This window comes from Umezawaea tangerina, assembly GCF_003002815.1.
In the GTDB taxonomy this organism is placed as follows: Bacteria; Actinomycetota; Actinomycetes; order Mycobacteriales; family Pseudonocardiaceae; genus Umezawaea; species Umezawaea tangerina.
Window position 1 is genome coordinate 1 of sequence record NZ_PVTF01000006.1, and the last position, 15,563, is coordinate 15,563.

Annotated in this window: 17 protein-coding genes; 5 read left to right on the forward strand and 12 right to left on the reverse strand. The window is 70.2% G+C overall.

All coding sequences use genetic code 11. The features are described 5' to 3' along the window. Both CLV43_RS20380 and CLV43_RS20385 read right to left on the reverse strand, forming a co-directional pair. Positions 1–371, reverse strand: a 371-nt coding sequence (locus tag CLV43_RS20380) for a helix-turn-helix domain-containing protein (RefSeq protein ID WP_211304451.1), incomplete at its 3' end; no start/stop codon positions are given. A 65-nt stretch (positions 372–436) separates the two neighbouring features. After that, positions 437–1,915, reverse strand: coding sequence for a peptide MFS transporter (locus CLV43_RS20385; RefSeq protein ID WP_106188853.1), 1,479 nt, complete (start codon positions 1,913–1,915; stop codon positions 437–439). Positions 1,916–2,069: 154 nt separating this feature from the next. On the opposite strand from CLV43_RS20385, the gene CLV43_RS20390 reads away from it, so the two are divergent. After that, positions 2,070–2,633 carry a TIGR03086 family metal-binding protein gene (locus CLV43_RS20390; RefSeq protein WP_106189305.1) on the forward strand — a complete coding sequence of 188 codons (564 nt, stop codon included), beginning with the start codon at positions 2,070–2,072 and terminating at the stop codon, positions 2,631–2,633. A gap of 112 nt (positions 2,634–2,745) precedes the next feature. Then, complete coding sequence (locus CLV43_RS20395) at positions 2,746–3,462, forward strand: glycoside hydrolase family 75 protein (protein ID WP_106188854.1); 717 nt, start codon at positions 2,746–2,748, stop codon at positions 3,460–3,462. A 284-nt stretch (positions 3,463–3,746) separates the two neighbouring features. Here the strand turns inward: CLV43_RS20395 and CLV43_RS20400 are convergent, their stop codons facing one another. The 5 genes from CLV43_RS20400 to CLV43_RS20420 all read right to left on the reverse strand — a co-directional run bounded on the left by CLV43_RS20400 (position 3,747) and on the right by CLV43_RS20420 (position 8,626). Then, positions 3,747–4,259: a DUF4262 domain-containing protein gene (locus CLV43_RS20400; RefSeq protein ID WP_211304452.1), complete on the reverse strand. Its 513-nt coding sequence runs from the start codon at positions 4,257–4,259 to the stop codon at positions 3,747–3,749. A 77-nt stretch (positions 4,260–4,336) separates the two neighbouring features. Continuing rightward, the gene (locus CLV43_RS20405) at positions 4,337–5,086 is read right to left on the reverse strand and encodes a YebC/PmpR family DNA-binding transcriptional regulator (RefSeq protein ID WP_106188856.1); all 750 of its coding nucleotides are present in this window, start codon (positions 5,084–5,086) and stop codon (positions 4,337–4,339) included. A 30-nt stretch (positions 5,087–5,116) separates the two neighbouring features. Next, positions 5,117–5,740: a pyridoxal 5'-phosphate synthase glutaminase subunit PdxT gene (gene pdxT / locus CLV43_RS20410; protein ID WP_106188857.1), complete on the reverse strand. Its 624-nt coding sequence runs from the start codon at positions 5,738–5,740 to the stop codon at positions 5,117–5,119. A gap of 121 nt (positions 5,741–5,861) precedes the next feature. Continuing rightward, positions 5,862–7,211, reverse strand: coding sequence for an amino acid permease (locus CLV43_RS20415; protein ID WP_106189306.1), 1,350 nt, complete (start codon positions 7,209–7,211; stop codon positions 5,862–5,864). Between the two features lie 179 nt (positions 7,212–7,390). Then, positions 7,391–8,626: a trans-sulfuration enzyme family protein gene (locus tag CLV43_RS20420; RefSeq protein ID WP_211304453.1), complete on the reverse strand. Its 1,236-nt coding sequence runs from the start codon at positions 8,624–8,626 to the stop codon at positions 7,391–7,393. A 96-nt stretch (positions 8,627–8,722) separates the two neighbouring features. Between CLV43_RS20420 and CLV43_RS20425 the strand changes: the two genes are divergently transcribed. After that, complete coding sequence (locus CLV43_RS20425) at positions 8,723–9,184, forward strand: Lrp/AsnC family transcriptional regulator (RefSeq protein WP_106188859.1); 462 nt, start codon at positions 8,723–8,725, stop codon at positions 9,182–9,184. A 35-nt stretch (positions 9,185–9,219) separates the two neighbouring features. After that, a complete protein-coding gene (locus CLV43_RS20430) occupies positions 9,220–11,070 on the forward strand; it encodes an acyl-CoA dehydrogenase family protein (protein ID WP_106188860.1) in 1,851 nt (616 codons plus the stop codon). Between the two features lie 485 nt (positions 11,071–11,555). On the opposite strand, the gene CLV43_RS20435 is transcribed toward CLV43_RS20430, so the two are convergent. The 3 genes from CLV43_RS20435 to CLV43_RS20445 form a co-directional block, all read right to left on the reverse strand. After that, positions 11,556–12,299, reverse strand: a complete 744-nt coding sequence (locus tag CLV43_RS20435) for a hypothetical protein (protein WP_146174831.1) — start codon at positions 12,297–12,299, stop codon at positions 11,556–11,558. A 67-nt stretch (positions 12,300–12,366) separates the two neighbouring features. Continuing rightward, complete coding sequence (locus CLV43_RS20440) at positions 12,367–12,675, reverse strand: AzlD domain-containing protein (protein WP_106188862.1); 309 nt, start codon at positions 12,673–12,675, stop codon at positions 12,367–12,369. Then, on the reverse strand, positions 12,672–13,355 hold the full coding sequence (locus CLV43_RS20445) for an AzlC family ABC transporter permease (protein WP_106188863.1): 684 nt from the start codon (positions 13,353–13,355) through the stop codon (positions 12,672–12,674). The genes CLV43_RS20440 and CLV43_RS20445 overlap by 4 nt, the downstream gene beginning before the upstream one ends. A 76-nt stretch (positions 13,356–13,431) precedes the next feature. Between CLV43_RS20445 and CLV43_RS20450 the strand changes: the two genes are divergently transcribed. Next, positions 13,432–13,989 (forward strand): helix-turn-helix domain-containing protein, encoded by a 558-nt coding sequence (locus CLV43_RS20450; protein WP_106188864.1) that lies wholly within the window; start codon positions 13,432–13,434, stop codon positions 13,987–13,989. Between the two features lie 67 nt (positions 13,990–14,056). Here the strand turns inward: CLV43_RS20450 and pdxS are convergent, their stop codons facing one another. Together pdxS and CLV43_RS20460 are read right to left on the reverse strand one after the other, a co-directional pair. Continuing rightward, positions 14,057–14,968 carry a pyridoxal 5'-phosphate synthase lyase subunit PdxS gene (gene pdxS, locus CLV43_RS20455; protein WP_106188865.1) on the reverse strand — a complete coding sequence of 304 codons (912 nt, stop codon included), beginning with the start codon at positions 14,966–14,968 and terminating at the stop codon, positions 14,057–14,059. A gap of 121 nt (positions 14,969–15,089) precedes the next feature. Next, a complete protein-coding gene (locus tag CLV43_RS20460) occupies positions 15,090–15,545 on the reverse strand; it encodes a pyridoxamine 5'-phosphate oxidase family protein (protein ID WP_170155929.1) in 456 nt (151 codons plus the stop codon). Positions 15,546–15,563 lie beyond the last annotated feature (18 nt).

The window sequence follows — 15,563 nt, forward strand, 5'->3', positions numbered from 1 at the left end:
AGACTCCAGGTCGAGAACGGCAGGTCGTGTTCGACCGGCCTGGACTTGACGATCTTCTTGATCTCGCGGCGTTCGGGCAGCGTGAACGTCCTGGGTCGACCGCCGGAGTATTTCGGATACAGCGAGTCGAAGCCGTCGGCGTTGAAATTGTGGATCACGTCCCGGACCCGGTCAGCACTGGTGAACGTCACCTCGGCGACCCTGGCCACCGCCATGCCCTGGGCGGACAACAGCACCATCTGCGCCCGTCGCCATGTCACCACCGACCCGGTGCCCCGACGGACGATCCGCACCAGCCGCCGACCCTCGTCCTGATCGATCTCCCGGATACGTACTCGCTCTGCCACCGGGCCAGCCTGACGCACACCCACCGCCCGGACCGAGAACCCGAGCGGCGCGTCATGTCATAGCAGGGCGAACCTTGTCTGATGCGGCACTAGTCGACGCCTTGCATCAACGCCTTGATCCGGGGCGAGAGCACGAGCAGCAGCACGCCGAGCCCGATGGCGATGGCGCCGAGCACCCCGAAGTACACGACGGACGAGTCGTCGCTGTAGAGCTTCACGACCTGCGCCCCGACGCCCTGACCAGCGGCGCTGGACAGGAAGAACAGCCCCATCGTCTGCGCCGCGAACGCGCGCGGCGCCAGTTTGGTGGTCACCGAAAGACCGACCGGGGAAAGCAGCAGCTCACCGCAGGTCATCACGAAGAACACCAGCACCAGCCAGAGCGGGGACACCTTGTCGTCGGGTCCGCCGGACTGGCTCGCCGCCATCGCGACGAGGAACGAGAGCCCGATGAACAGCAGACCGCCGCTGAACTTGCGCGGAGTGGCGGGCTGGCGGGTGCCGAGCTTCGTCCACAGGAATGCGAACACCGGCGCCAGGACGATGATCATCACCGGGTTGATGGACTGGAAGAACGACGGCGGGAACTCGATGCCGAAGATGCTGTTGCGCACGCTCGTGTCGGCGAAGGCCGCGATCACCGTGGAGGTCTGCTCGTAGAGCAGCCAGAAGATCACGGCGGCGACGAACAGCGGGATGTAGGCGACCAGCCGGGTGCGCTCGACCGGGGTGGTCTTGGCGCTGCGCATCATGACGGTGAAGTAGACGACCGGCAGCACGACGGACAGCACGCTGAGCAGGTTGACCATGCCCTCACCGGACAGGACGCCGAGCACGATCAGCAGCACCAGGACGACGACCACGGCCGCGGAGACGCCGGCGATGCGGCCGATGATCAGACCGCGGTGCTCGTCCGGCAGCGGGTTGGCGGGCCGGTCGCTGGCCTCGCCGAGGTTCTTGCGGCCGAGCTGGTACTGGACGAGGCCGAGCGCCATGCCGACCGCGGCGGCGCCGAAGCCCAGGTGCCAGTTGACCTCCTGGCCGAGGAAGCCGCAGACCAGCGGGGCGACGAACGCGCCGAGGTTCACGCCCATGTAGAAGATCGAGAAGCCGCCGTCGCGCCTCGGGTCGTGCTCGTCGTAGAGCCCGCCGACGATGTTCGACACGTTCGGCTTGAGCAGCCCGGTGCCGAGCACGATGAGGATCAGACCCAGGTACACGCCCGCGAGCCCGATGGGCAGCGCCAGCGCGATGTGCCCCAGCATGATCAGGGCACCGCCGTAGAGCACGGCGCGCTGGCTGCCGAACACGCGGTCGGCGAGCCAGCCGCCGCCCACGCCCGCCATGTAGACCGACGAGCCGTAGATCGCGACCAGCGAGAGCGCGGCGCTCTTGTCGACGCCCAGACCGCCCTCGGACACCGAGTAGTACAGGTAGTAGGCGAGGATCGCCTTCATCCCGTAGTAGGAGAACCGCTCCCACAGCTCGGTGAAGAACAACGTGCTCAGGCCCTTCGGGTGACCGAAGAACCCTTGCTGCGGTGCCTTGGCTGCGCTTGTGGCGCTCAAAGCTCAACTCCCTCACGTCGACGTCGGCACACCGGCGTGCCGACCACGCAGATTAGGCCGTACGGGTGTACCGGCCGAACCGGGGCGTCCACCATGTGGCCCAGGCCACTTCCTCGAGGTGCGTACCCCGAAATCCTTTGGTCCACTCGTGGGTGTGGAACTGATCGAGGCACACGGACTGGCCATCAGGGAGTTCGACCGGCGGGTGCGGCGGGTGCGACCGGAGCAGTGGTCGCTCGACACGCCGTGCGAGAAGTGGTCGGTCCGGGATCTGGTGGGCCACATCGTGCACGAGCAGCTGTGGGCGCCCGAACTGCTGGCGGGCTGCACGCCGGAGCAGGTGGGCGACCGCTTCGACGGCGACAACCTCGGCGCCGACCCGGTGCACTCGTGGGTGCTGGCCGCGGCCGCCGCGCGCGAGGCGTGGATCACGCCGAAGGCGCTGCTGCGGCCCGTGCACCTGAGCTTCGGCAAGAGCACCGCCGTGGAGTACGGGTGGCAGATGACGACCGACCTCGCCGTGCACTCGTGGGACCTGGCGCGGGCCATCGGCGCGGACGAGCGGATCGACCCGAACCTGGCGCTGGCCGTGCTGGAGTACCTGGAGCCGCAGGTCGACTCGTGGCGCTCGATGGGCGTGTTCGGGCCCGCGGTACCGGTTCCGGACGACACCGACGTGGAGACCCGGCTCCTCGCCGTCACCGGCAGAACGCCCTAACCGGACATAGATCCAGGTTTCACCCACCGCCCTTGACCGCCGTCGGCCGCCGGGGCCATAGTCAGCACGCCGCCGCATTAGAAAGGAAACTTTCCTATCGAAAGAGGTGGCTATGCGTAGGCCCTCCCGCTTCGGCGCCGGTCTGCTCGTCCTCGGCGCGGTCGTCGCGTCGACCCTGACCTCCGCCGGCGCGCAAGCCGACGTCCGCGGCCCGGACACCGCCGCACGGGACGTGTCGGCGCAAGCAGGTCCGACCGCCGCCGCGCTGCTCGCCAAGCTCACGTCGTGCTCCCAGATCTCGTCGGGCAAGTACCGCTCCGACGAGGAGACGTCGGCGAACATCCCGGTCTGCGGCAAGAACGGAGCCGTCTGGTACAAGGCCGACCTCGACATCGACTGCGACGGCAAGGTCACGGCGAAGTGCAACGGCGACACCGACCCGTGGTTCCAGGACGACACCGCGTTCCACGACTCCAAGGGCGCGCCGCTGCAGGCCGACAAGCTGCCCTACGTCGTCGTGCCCAGCCCGAGCGGCACGTGGGACTACCGGAACTCCGGCATCTCCGGCGGCGGCATCGTCGCGGTGATCTACAACAACAAGGTCGAGTACGCGGTGGTCGGCGACACCGGACCCACCGCGATCATCGGTGAGGCGTCCTACGCCACCGCCGTGGACCTGGGTATCAACCCGGACCCCGAGAACGGCGGCACCGACGGCCCGGTGCACTACCTCTACTTCAAGAACTCGAAGGTCTCCCCCATCGAGGACCACGCGAAGGCCACCTCGCAGGGCGCCGCGCTGGCGCAGGCGTTCATCGACCAGAACTAGCGCCTTCCAGGTCGGGTCATGGGTTCGCCCATCGGGAGCTCACCCATGACCCCTACCTGGAACGGGCGGGGCTCCCGAACCATGCCTCGGACCCGCGTTCCGCCCCCTCGGCCTCTCCCCCTGCGGTCGAGGGGAGCGGAACGCGTCGTGCGGCCGTCGCCATGCCCCTGGCGGCCCCCCGGTCCGCCGCACCACACCGTTCTAGCCGCTGGGCGTTGTCCGGTGTCGGCGAGGCGAAGCCTGACAACCAGGTCCGGACAACGCGAGGGCCGCTCGTGATCGGTTCAGGGGCCGTTGACGCCCGGCTGCCAGCTCTCCGGGTGGCCGCTCTCGGTCAGCAGCAGCTGCCAGTCTCCGAACCCGGCCGGGGCAGTCGGCTGCCACGGCCAGTCGCCCTGCGGGGTCGGCACGACGAGCTGCACCGCCGGGAAATCGCCCTTGTAGTAGAGCAGGAACGCGCTGCCGAAGAACTCCGGGTAGAACCCCTTGAACACCCGCTCGAACGTGACCGGGACACCCTGGAAGAAGTCGTGGTAGAGCTGCCCCGGCACGAACCGCTCACCCTCGCGGGCGCGTTTCGCGTAGGCGTTGAGGAGCACGGTGGCGGCGTCACCGGGCAGTCCGACGACGACCGCCTCGGCCACCCCGAACCGCCGCCAGTTGCCGACCGTGAACGAGTACGGCGCGCCCTCGGAGTCCTCCGGCACGCACACGACGGCGTGGCCGTGCAGGTCGGCCTGCTGGAGCAGCCAGGCACGGAGGTCGATTTCCTCTTGGGGGTAGGGCGGGATCGTCACGCCCCCATTCTGCCTGCCCCGCACAACGGCGAAGGGACCCCCACCGACGGTGGGAGTCCCCCCTGGCACGGCGAGCTCTAGTCGATCTCGGCCATGACCTCGTCGGAGACGTCGAAGTTCGCGAAGACGTTCTGCACGTCGTCGCAGTCCTCCAGGGCGTCGATCAGCTTGAAGATCTTGCGGGCGCCCTCGGCCTCCAGGGCCACGGTGACCGACGGCAGGAAGTTCGAGTCGGCCGAGTCGTAGTCGTACCCGGCGTCCTGCAGCGCCTTGCGCACGCCGACCAGGTCCGTCGCCTCGGACACGACCTCGAAGCTGTCGCCCAGGTCGTTGACCTCCTCCGCACCCGCGTCGAGCACGGCCATGAGCACGTCGTCCTCGGACAGCCCGGCCTTGGGCAGGATCACGACGCCCTTGCGGCTGAACATGTACGACACCGAGCCGGGGTCGGCCATCGAGCCGCCGTTGCGGGTCATCGCGGTGCGCACCTCGCCCGCCGCGCGGTTGCGGTTGTCGGTGAGGCACTCGATCAGCACGGCCACGCCGTTCGGGCCGTAGCCCTCGTACATGATCGTCTGCCAGTCGGCGCCGCCCGCCTCCTCACCGCCGCCGCGCTTGCGGGCGCGCTCGATGTTGTCGACCGGCACCGAGTTCTTGCGCGCCTTCTGGACCGCGTCGTACAGCGTGGGGTTGCCCTCGAGGTCACTACCACCGGTGCGAGCGGCCACCTCGATGTTCTTGATCAGCTTCGCGAAGAGCTTGCCCCGCTTGGCGTCGATCGCGGCCTTCTTGTGCTTGGTGGTAGCCCACTTGGAGTGGCCGCTCATCTTTCCTCCGTCACATGCGACACAACACGCTCAGCCCGCTGAGCGAACGATTTCCACGAAAAGGCGGTGCACTCGCCCGTCACCGGTCAGCTCCGGGTGGAACGCGGTGGCGAGGACGTGCCCCTGCCGGACCGCGACGATCCTACCGGCGGCCTCGCCCGCCGTCGGGGATTCCGGCACCCTGGCGAGCACGTCGACACCGCCGCCGGAGGACTCGACCCACGGGGCGCGGATGAAGACGGCGTGCACCGGGCCGTCCTCGACACCCTGGAAGTCCAGGTCCTCCTCGAACGAGTCGACCTGCCGGCCGAACGCGTTGCGGCGCACCACGACGTCCAGCCCGCCGAGCTGGTGCTGGTCCGGCCGCCCGTCGATGACCTTGTCCGCGAGCAGGATCATCCCCGCGCACGACCCGTAGGCGGGTAGTCCGTCGGCCAGCCGGGCGCGCAGCGGTTCGAGCAGCTCGAACGTGTGCAGCAGCCTGCTGATGGTGGTCGACTCGCCACCGGGGAGCACCAGGCCGTCGACCTCGGCCAGCTCCTCCGGGCGGCGCACCGGGCGGGCTACGACGTCGCACTCGGCGAGGGCGATGAGGTGCTCGCGCACATCGCCCTGGAGGGCGAGCACGCCGACGACGGGCTGGGCTGGCGACACGGCTGCGTTTTCCCCGGTCTGGTCGTGGGCTTCGGTCGCACCACCCTAGTACGACGCGTGATCACGGCTGGTGAAGGGCCGTGGTACCGGCGGACGGGCGGTCCGTCCGCCGGTGGCGGGCTCAGTTCTCCGGGAGGGCGACCCGCTCCTCGTCGGGCACGACGGCGGGGCGGCGGGCCTGGACGGCCTTCCAGCCGACGGTCAGCACGACGACGAGGACGGGGATGGACCAGAACGCCACCCGTTCCGCCGTGCCCGCGAACGCCATCAGCACCAGCACCAGCGCGAGGAAGCCGAGGGTGGCCCAGTTCGTGTAGGGCGCGCCCGGCATCCGGTAGCCGGGCCGTTCGACCTCGCCGCGCAGGGCCGAGGCCCGCAGCCGGAGCTGGCAGACGATGATCGTGGCCCAGGTCGCGACCACGCCGAGCGAGGCGATGGCGATCGCGATGTCGAACGCCTCCTTCGGCACGACGTAGTTCAGGACCACACCCGCCAGGTAGACCACCGACGTGAACAGCACGCCGCCGTAGGGCACGTGGTTGCGGCTCATCCGGCCGGTGAAGACGGGCGCCTCGCCCTTCTGCGCCAACGACTTGAGCACCCGGCCGGTGGAGTAGAGGCCGGAGTTGCACGACGACAGCGCGGCGGTGAGCACGACGGCGTTCATCACGTCGCCCACCCACGCCAGGCCGAGCTGGGAGAAGACCGTGACGAACGGGCTCTCCAGGCCGCTGTAGGCGTGCCACGGGAGCAGCATCGTCAGCAGCAGCACGGAGCCGACGTAGAACACCGCGATCCGGTAGACCACGCCGTTGATGGCCCTCGGGAGGACCTTGCCGGGCTCCTTGGTCTCCCCCGCCGCGATTCCGACGAGCTCGATACCCGAATAGGCGAAAATCACCGCCTGGAGGGTCATCAGCGCGATTCCGACACCTGCCGGGAAGAATCCACCGGATCCGGTGACGTTGTGCAGCCCGGCCGTCGTGCCGCCGATCTCGGCACCGCCGACCACGAGTGCGACACCGGTGAACAGGAACACCACGATCGCGGTCACCTTGACGACGGAGAACCAGAACTCCAGCTCGCCGAACAGCTTCACCGACAACAGGTTCACGACCACCAGGAACGCGAGCGCCACCAGTGCGGTGATCCACTGCGGCAGGTCCGGGAACCAGCGGTGCATGTAGATGGCGACCGCCGTGATCTCCGCGATCCCGGTCATCGCCCAGTTCACCCAGTACATCCAGCCGGACGCGAACCCGGCCCACGGGGCGATGAACTCGCGGGCGTACTCGACGAAGCTGCCGGTCGTCGCGCGGTGCAGGACGAGCTCCCCCAGGGCTCTCATCACGAAGAACGCCGCCGTGCCGCACAACGCGTAGGACAGGATGAGCGCCGGGCCCGCCGTGGCGAGCCTGCCGCCGGCACCCAGGAACAGCCCGACCCCGATGGCGCCGCCGATCGCGATCATCTGCACCTGGCGCTTGCTCAGCGCCTTGCTGAACTCGTCGGCGTCGGGCACGTCGTCGCCCTCCGCGGGCGTCGTTGCCTGCACGGTGAAATCCTTTCGCGAATTCGTTTCGCGTCGGAACCTCCCGCGTTCCGACCCGGACCCGCGGGTGACGCGCGCCACCCGCAGGTCGCAGGACGTTAGAGGTTGTGCACGCTCAGTGGGAAATCGCTTGAGGAAGCCTTGACGTAATCGAGGTCACAGGAATTCCATTCACGCGAAAGGGCTTTGTCGAGATCTTCCCAAATGTCCTCGACGTCCTCCAGACCGACGCTGAGCCGCAGCAGGTTCTCCGGGACCCCGCACGCGTTCCGGTCCGCGCTGGGCACGAGCCGGTGGGTCAGCCCGGCGGGGTGCTCGATCAGCGTGTCGACCGATCCGAGGCTCACCGCGGGCGTGATCAGGCCCAGTCCGCGCACCACGTCCGTCGGGTTCTCGCGGGTGGTGAACGCGAGCACCGCGCCGGGTCCGCGCAGCTGCCGCCCGAGCAGACCCGCCGGGTCGGCGCCCGGCAGGCTCGGGTGGCGGACCGCGCCGACGGCCGGGTGCTCGGCCAGCCTGCGGGCGATCTCGACCGCGCTGCGCTGCGCGGCCTCCACGCGCAGCGGCAGCGTGGCCAGACCGCGGTGCATCAGGTAACCGCCGAGCGGGTGCAGCACCGCGCCCGTGACGATCCGCACCTGGCGCAGGGCACCCGCCCGTTCGGCGTCGCAGGCCACCACGCCGCCCAGCACGTCGCCGTGGCCGCCGAGGTACTTGGTGCCGGAGTGCAGGACGTAGGCGGCGCCGTGGGCGGCCGGGTTCTGCAGGACGGGCGTGGCGAAGGTGTTGTCGACCATCACCGGGACGGTCCCGGCCCCCGCGACGACCGCGGCGATGTCGGCCAGGTCGAGGTTCGGGTTGGCGGGCGTCTCCAGCACGACCAGACCGGTGTCCGGAGTGATCGCGTCGGCCACCCGGTCCGCGGTGGCGTAGGTGGTGCGCACGCCGAGCAGGCCGGAGGACAGCAGGTGGTCCGTGCCGCCGTAGAGCGGGCGCACGGCCACCACGTGCGACTTGCCGCGCAGGACGGTCGCGGCCTGGACGACGGCGGTCACGGCGGCCATGCCGCTGCCGAACGCCACCGCCTGCTCCGTGCCCTCCAGCCGCGCGAGCGCGCGCTCGAACCGCGCCACGGTCGGGTTGTGCAGCCGGGCGTAGACCGGCGACGCGGCCTCCGCCGCCCCGTCCGCGAAGCTCTGCAACGCCTCGCCGCCCGCGGCCTGGTCCGGGATCGGGTAGGTCGTCGACAGGTCGATCGGCGCCGCGTGCACCCCCAGCGCTCCGAGGTCCTCGCGTCCGCCGTGCACGGCAGTCGTCCGCATACCCGCCATCACTGACCTCCTGTGGATCGTTCGGCCGCTCAGGTGGATCGTGGCAAGAGTTGCGGACGGTCGGTGATACTTCCGCAGGACCTTCGGTGTGATGAGGAGATGACCGTGATGGATTCGGTGGACGCCGCGATCGTGCACGAGTTGCAGAAGGACGCGCGGCTGGCGAACAAGGACCTGGCCGACCGCGTGAACGTCGCCGCCTCCACCTGCGTGGTCCGCCACCGCGCCCTGCGCGACCGCGGCGTGATCACCGGCTACCACGCGGAGATCGACCTCGCCGCCATCGGCAGGCCGGTGCAGGCGATCATCGCCGTCCGCATCCGCCCCCACACCCGTGCGATCGTCGGACCGTTCATGGAGTACGCGCTGTCGCTGTCCGAGACGCTCGCGGTGTCGCACGTGACGGGGCCGGACGACTTCCTGGTGCACGTGGCGGTGGCCGACACGGCGCACCTGCAGCGGTTGGTGCTGGACGGGTTCACCGCGCGGCGGGAGGTCGCCGAGGTGCACACCAACCTGCTGTTCGAGCACGTTCGCAAGCACACGGTGCCCGCGCGGTAAGCGGCGGCGCCCCCGCGGCTGTGCTAGAGAAGTGCATGCCGACCGATGTCCTGCGCGACCTCCTCGACGGCCGGTGGGCCGATCTCCGACGGACCTCCCGCGAGCTGCTGGCCACTGTGGAACCGGCACCGCCGGGGGACCTTGAGTCCCAGCGGGCCCGGACGTTCGAGCAGCTCCGGCTGCTCGCCGACGGCGGCCACGCGCTGACCGGGTTCCCCAAGGCCTACGGCGGGGCGGACGACGTGGGCGGGTCGGTGGTCGCGTTCGAGGTCCTGGGGTTCGGGGACCTGTCGTTGATGGTCAAGGCAGGCGTGCAGTGGGGGCTGTTCGGCGGGGCCGTCCAGGCGCTGGGCACGCAGGACCACCACGACCGGTACCTGCCGGGGATCATGAGCCTGGCGATCCCCGGCTGCTTCGCGATGACGGAGACCGGCCACGGGTCCGACGTGCAGCACCTGCGGACCACCGCGACCTACGACGCGGAGACACGGGAGTTCGTGGTCAACACACCGGACCGGGACGCCCGCAAGGACTACATCGGCAACGCGGCCCGCGACGGGCGGATGGCGGTGGTGTTCGCGCAGCTGGTCAGCGGAGGCGAGGAGCACGGCGTGCACGCGCTGATGGTGCCCCTGCGCGACGAGCACGGGCAGGCGCTGCCGGGTGTGTCCATCGAGGACTGCGGCCCCAAGGCCGGGTTGAACGGGGTGGACAACGGGCGGATCTCGTTCGACCACGTGCGGGTGCCGCGCACGGAGCTGCTCAACCGGTACGGGGACGTGGCCGAGGACGGGACGTACAGCAGCCCGATCGACGGCGCGGGGCGGCGGTTCTTCACGATGCTCGGCACGTTGGTGCGCGGGCGGATCAGCGTCGCGGGCGGCGCCGGGAGCGCGACGAAGAAAGCGCTCGCGCTGGCGGTCCGGTACGGGGAGGAGCGCAAGCAGTTCACCCGACCGGACGGCGAGGAGGTCGTGGTGCTGGACTACCTCGCGCACCAGCGGAAACTGCTGCCCGCGTTGGCGAAGACGTACGCGCTGCACTTCGCGCAGGAAGAGCTGGTGTCCGCGCTGCACGACGTGCAGGACGACCGGGGCAAGCGCGAGGTGGAGTCGCGGGCGGCCGGGATCAAGGCGGTCGCGACGTGGCACGCGACGGAGACGATCCAGGTGTGCCGGGAAGCCTGCGGCGGAGCCGGGTACCTGGCGGAGAACCTGCTGCCCCAGCTGAAAGCCGACACGGACGTGTTCACGACGTTCGAGGGCGACAACACGGTGCTGCTGCAACTGGTCGCGAAGGGGCTGCTGACGAGCTACCGCGACCACGTCGGGGACCTGGACGCGTTGGGGATGGTGCGGTTCGTGGCCGACCAGTTCGTCGGGGTGGCCATCGAGAGGACGGCGGCGCGGGCGATCATCGCGCGGCTGGTGAGCGGTGGGGACGACGGGCTGCTGGAGCGGGGGTGGCAGCTGCGGCAGCTGGAGTTCCGGGAGACGCACGTGCTGGAGGGGTTGGCCCGGAGGTTGAAGAGGGCTGGTGCTGGGGACGCGTTCGAGGTGTTCAACGCGGCGCAGGACCACGTGTTGCATGCGGCGCGGGCGCATGTGGACCGGGTGGTGATGGAGGCGTTCGTGGCGGGGGTGGATCGGTGTTCGGATCCTGGGGTCGCGGAGTTGTTGGGGAAGGTTTGTGACTTGTACGCGCTGTCGGTGATCGAGGGGGATCGGGGGTGGTTCTTGGAGCACGGGGGGTTGACGGCGGCGGGGTCGAAGGGGGTTACGCAGGCGGTTAACGGGTTGTGCGGGGAGTTGAGGGGGAGGGTTGGGGAGTTGGTGGAGGGGTTCGGGATTCCGGAGGTGTGGATGAGGGTGGGGATGGTGGGGTGAGGGTTTGGTTGTGGTCGCTGGCGACTGGGGGGCCCGGCCCTCGGTTGCGTTGTGGCCACCCGTGGGAAGCCCGGCCCCCGGCGCGCGATTGTCTCAATGCTCGATCTTGCTTGTCAAGACGATAGGGCTGTCTTGACAAGCAAGATCGAGCAGGAGGGCGCTGTGGATCGGGGGCAGAGGGGAAGTCTGGCTTCGCCAGCATCGAGCTGCGCTCGACAGGGCATCCTCGCTCCGCGTCAGACGAGGCATCGGGCTCCGCCCGACAAGGCATCCTCGGCTGCGCCGTCGGACAAGGCATCCTTGGCTTCGCCGTTGGACGGGGCATCCGCGCTTCGCGGCGGACAGGGCATCCTTGCTGCGCGGCGGACAAGGCCCCAGGCGCTTCGCGCCGGATGCGCGCTGGCGGGCTGCGCCCAGCGTGGAGGGGGTTGGTGGGTGCTTGTTTTGCGTTGGGCTGGGTGGGCGTTAGTAGGTGGTTGGTGGGGTTAGAGGCATTTTGCGTTTGTGTCGCGTAGTTGGACGAAGGTGACTTCGTTGGTTGTGGGGTTGAAGTCGAAGTCGAGCATCCAGCCTGCTTGGCCGTGGGCGGGCATTTCGTAGCGGCCCGGGGAGGTCAGGCCGAGGCCGCGGCCTAGGTAGGTTTTGCGGAGGTCGGTCAGTGAGGAGCCTTGGCCGATTCCATCAGCTGTTCTGGCGGTTTTGGGGGCGCCGATGAGGCGGAGTTTGCCTTGGCCGAAGGAGACGACGCCGGTGGGGTTGGTGGGGCCGACCAACTGGGCGATGCGGTCGGTGGTGGAGGAGGCCATGACGGCCGCGGCGCTGACCGCCAGAGCGGCGTCGGCGCTGCGGGAGGCCCAGGAGAGCTGGTCTGCGGCGGGGGCGTCGGGGGCCGGGGAGGGGCCGATTCTGGTGGTGAGGTCTTCGACTCTGCGGACGGCGTCGCGGTAGGCGGTGTCGTTGGCCTGGTCGGCGGCCAGCGCGGCGGGGTCGGGGGTGGGGCCGTTGGTGAAGGAGTAGTAGTCGCAGCCTGCGATGACGGCCAGGGGCTCGGGTGAGAGCTCGCCGGTGGCGAGGGCCTCCTGTTTCGACATGCCGGGAGTGAGCGGGCCCCAGCCCTCCGCGCCGAAAACCCGGGTCGCGGGCGGCCCACCGTCGGTCGCGGGCATGCACGCCGTGGTGGCGAGCACCGCGGCGACCGCGGTGAGCCCGGCTAATCGGCCAGTGTTCACAAGATCGACGGTAGAGGAGAAAACCATTGCGGCGAAAAGGTTTCCACGCCAACGGGGAATAGTCGGGCTAGGCGACTCCGGCAAGCCGCAGTCCTGCGGTCGTGGCGGCGGCGAGCACGACGACGAGGACGAACGGGGCCTTGCGCCAAGCGGCCAGACCGCCGACGGCCACGCCGACGGGGAGCGCCCAGCCTGCGAAGTGGGCGCTCTTGGTGAGCGAGGCCGTGGCGACCAGGGCCACCAGGAGGACGGTGGCGGCGGTGGACATGAGCTCGCGGACGCGGTCGGACAGGGTGATCCGGTCGCGCAGGAACGGGCCCGCGACGCGGAACGCGTAGGTGCCGACGGCGAGCAGGAGGACGGCGAGGACGGTCATCGGCGCACCGCCGGGACGGGCAGGCGGAGGGCCAGCAGGCCGACCAGGGCCAGCAGGACGGGCACGCCCGCGGGGACGAACGGGGTCGCGACGAGGGCGACGACCGCGCCGAGCACGGCGGCGCGCAAGGTGGCCGAGTCGCGCAGGGAGGGGAGCACGAGGGCCAGCAGGGCGGCCGGGAACGCGGCGTCCAGGCCGAACGCGCCGGGGTCGCCGATCGACTGGCCGACGAGCGCACCGGCGAGGTCGCCCGCGTTCCAGGCGACGAACAGGGTGGCGCCGCAGGCCCAGTAGGCGGTGCGGGCGCGCACGGGGTCGCGTTGGGCGAGGGCGAAGGCGACCGTCTCGTCGACCAGCAGGTGGCTGCCGACGAGCCTGCCGAACCAGCTGCGACCGAGCAGGTCGCCGAGGGCCAGGCCGAACGGGAGGTGCCGGACGTTGAGCACCAGACCAGCCAGCACGGCCGCGGCGGGCGAGCCGCCCGCGGCGACGATGCCGACCGCCATGAACTGGGCACCACCGGCGAAGATCACCACGGACATGAGCACCGGCATCCACCACGGGGAGCCGGAGGCCACCGTGATCGCGCCGAACGAGGCGCCGTTCACCGCCGCCCCGGCCGCTATCGCGAGGACGTCGCGCAGCAGCGCCGCATCGAGTGTTCGCCAAATCGAACGCATGGTCCTCTACGATGAACACCGGACCGCCGTTCGTCAAGGCGAACGCCAAGACTGCTGTAGCGAACACAGGAGCACCATGGAACGGACCACCGCGCCGCTGGAGGTCATCGCGGCGGCCCTGCGCCGGGAACGCGGCCGCGTCGGCCTGTCGCTCAGCGAGCTGGCGAAGCGGGCGGGCATCGCGAAGTCCACGCTGTCGCAGCTGGAGTCGGCGAGCGGCAACCCCAGCGTGGAGACGCTGTGGGCACTGGGCGTGGCGCTGAACGTGCCGCTCAGCAGGCTCGTCGACCCGCCGGTGGGCCGGGTCCAGGTCATCCGCGCGGGCGAGGGCCCCGCGATCTACTCGGAGCGCTCCCACTACACCGCGACGCTGCTGGCCTCCTGCCCGCCCGGCGCCCGCCGCGACGTCTACCACGTGGCCCTGGAACCGGGTCCGGCGCGCGAGTCCGAACCCCACATGGCGGGCACCGTCGAGCACATCGTCGTCAGCACCGGCAGCCTGGTCGCGGGTCCGCTCGACGCCCCGGTCGAGATCGGCGTCGGCGACTACCTCGTCTACCCCGGCGACCTCGCCCACACCTGCCGCGCCCTGGAGCCCGGCACCACCGCGATCATGGTGATGGAGCACGTGTAGCGGGGCCCCGGAACGCCGGAAGGGCCCACACCCCTTCGGGTGCGGGCCCTTCCGGACGGACGAGGGACTACCAGCCGCGCTCGGCGAGGCGGTGCGGCTCCGGGATCTCCTCCACGTTGATCCCCACCATCGCCTCGCCCAGCCCGCGCGAGACCTTGGCGATCACGCTCGGGTCGTCGTAGAACGTCGTGGCCTTCACGATGGCCTCGGCGCGCTGCTCCGGGTTGCCGGACTTGAAGATGCCCGAACCGACGAACACGCCCTCGGCGCCCAGCTGCATCATCATCGCCGCGTCCGACGGGGTGGCGATGCCGCCCGCGGTGAACAGCACGACGGGCAGCTTGCCCGCCTCGGCGACCTCGCGGACGAGGTCGTACGGCGCCTGGAGCTCCTTGGCCGCCACGTACAGCTCGTCGGGGCTGAGGTTCTGCAGCCGGCGCAGCTCGCCGCCGATCTTGCGCATGTGGGTGGTGGCGTTGGAGACGTCACCGGTGCCCGCCTCGCCCTTGGAGCGGATCATGGCCGCGCCCTCGGTGATGCGGCGCAGCGCCTCGCCGAGGTTCGTCGCACCGCAGACGAAGGGCACGGTGAACTGCCACTTGTCGATGTGGTTGGTGTAGTCCGCCGGGGTGAGCACCTCGGACTCGTCGATGTAGTCGACGCCGAGGGACTGGAGGACCTGCGCCTCGACGAAGTGGCCGATGCGCGCCTTCGCCATCACCGGGATGGACACGGTGGCGATGATCTCGTCGATCATGTCGGGGTCGCTCATCCGCGACACGCCGCCCTGCGCGCGGATGTCGGCCGGGACGCGCTCGAGTGCCATCACCGCGACGGCACCGGCGTTCTCCGCGATCTTCGCCTGCTCGGCGTTGACCACGTCCATGATCACGCCGCCCTTGAGCATCTCCGCCATGCCGCGCTTGACGCGCGAGGTCCCGGTCACCTGACCGGCGTCGGAGTCGGAAGAAGTGGTCACGGCCAGCCTTTCGAAAAGGGGTGTTCGGACCAGGCCATCCTACGACCGACGTGGACCGCCGGCGCGGGCCAATCCAGCCCGTTCCCGGCAGTCCACTTCACATCCCGCCGCAGGTGGTGGCCTACGCCACGTGGAAGGGCCACCTCGTCGGCGTGCGCAGGTCCGCCTCCCAGCCGAGGACCACCCTCGGCCGGACCAGGAACGCCGAGCCGACCGTCCCGTCACCGTCGCGCACGCCGTCGCCGTCCGGCTCGAACGTCCAGGAGTACTTGGCGTTGTAGGCCGCGAGCGCCTCCGGGGACACGTCGACCGAGGCGGCGCCCTCGACGACGACCACCTCGTCGGCCGCGGCCGGGTGCACGGAGATCTCCGGGTTCTTGGCCAGGTTCCGCGCCGCGGACGACCCGGTGGAGAACCAGAACCCGCTGTCCAGCCACACGCCCCAGACCGGCCGGGTGTGCGGACTGCCGTCCGGCCTGGTGGTCGCGATCCAGAAGTCGCGAGCGCGGTCGAGCCGCTCGCGCGCCCACGACCAGGGCAGCAGCTCGCCCTGCGCCACCGGCTGACCGAACAGCACCGGATGCTCCGGAATCGG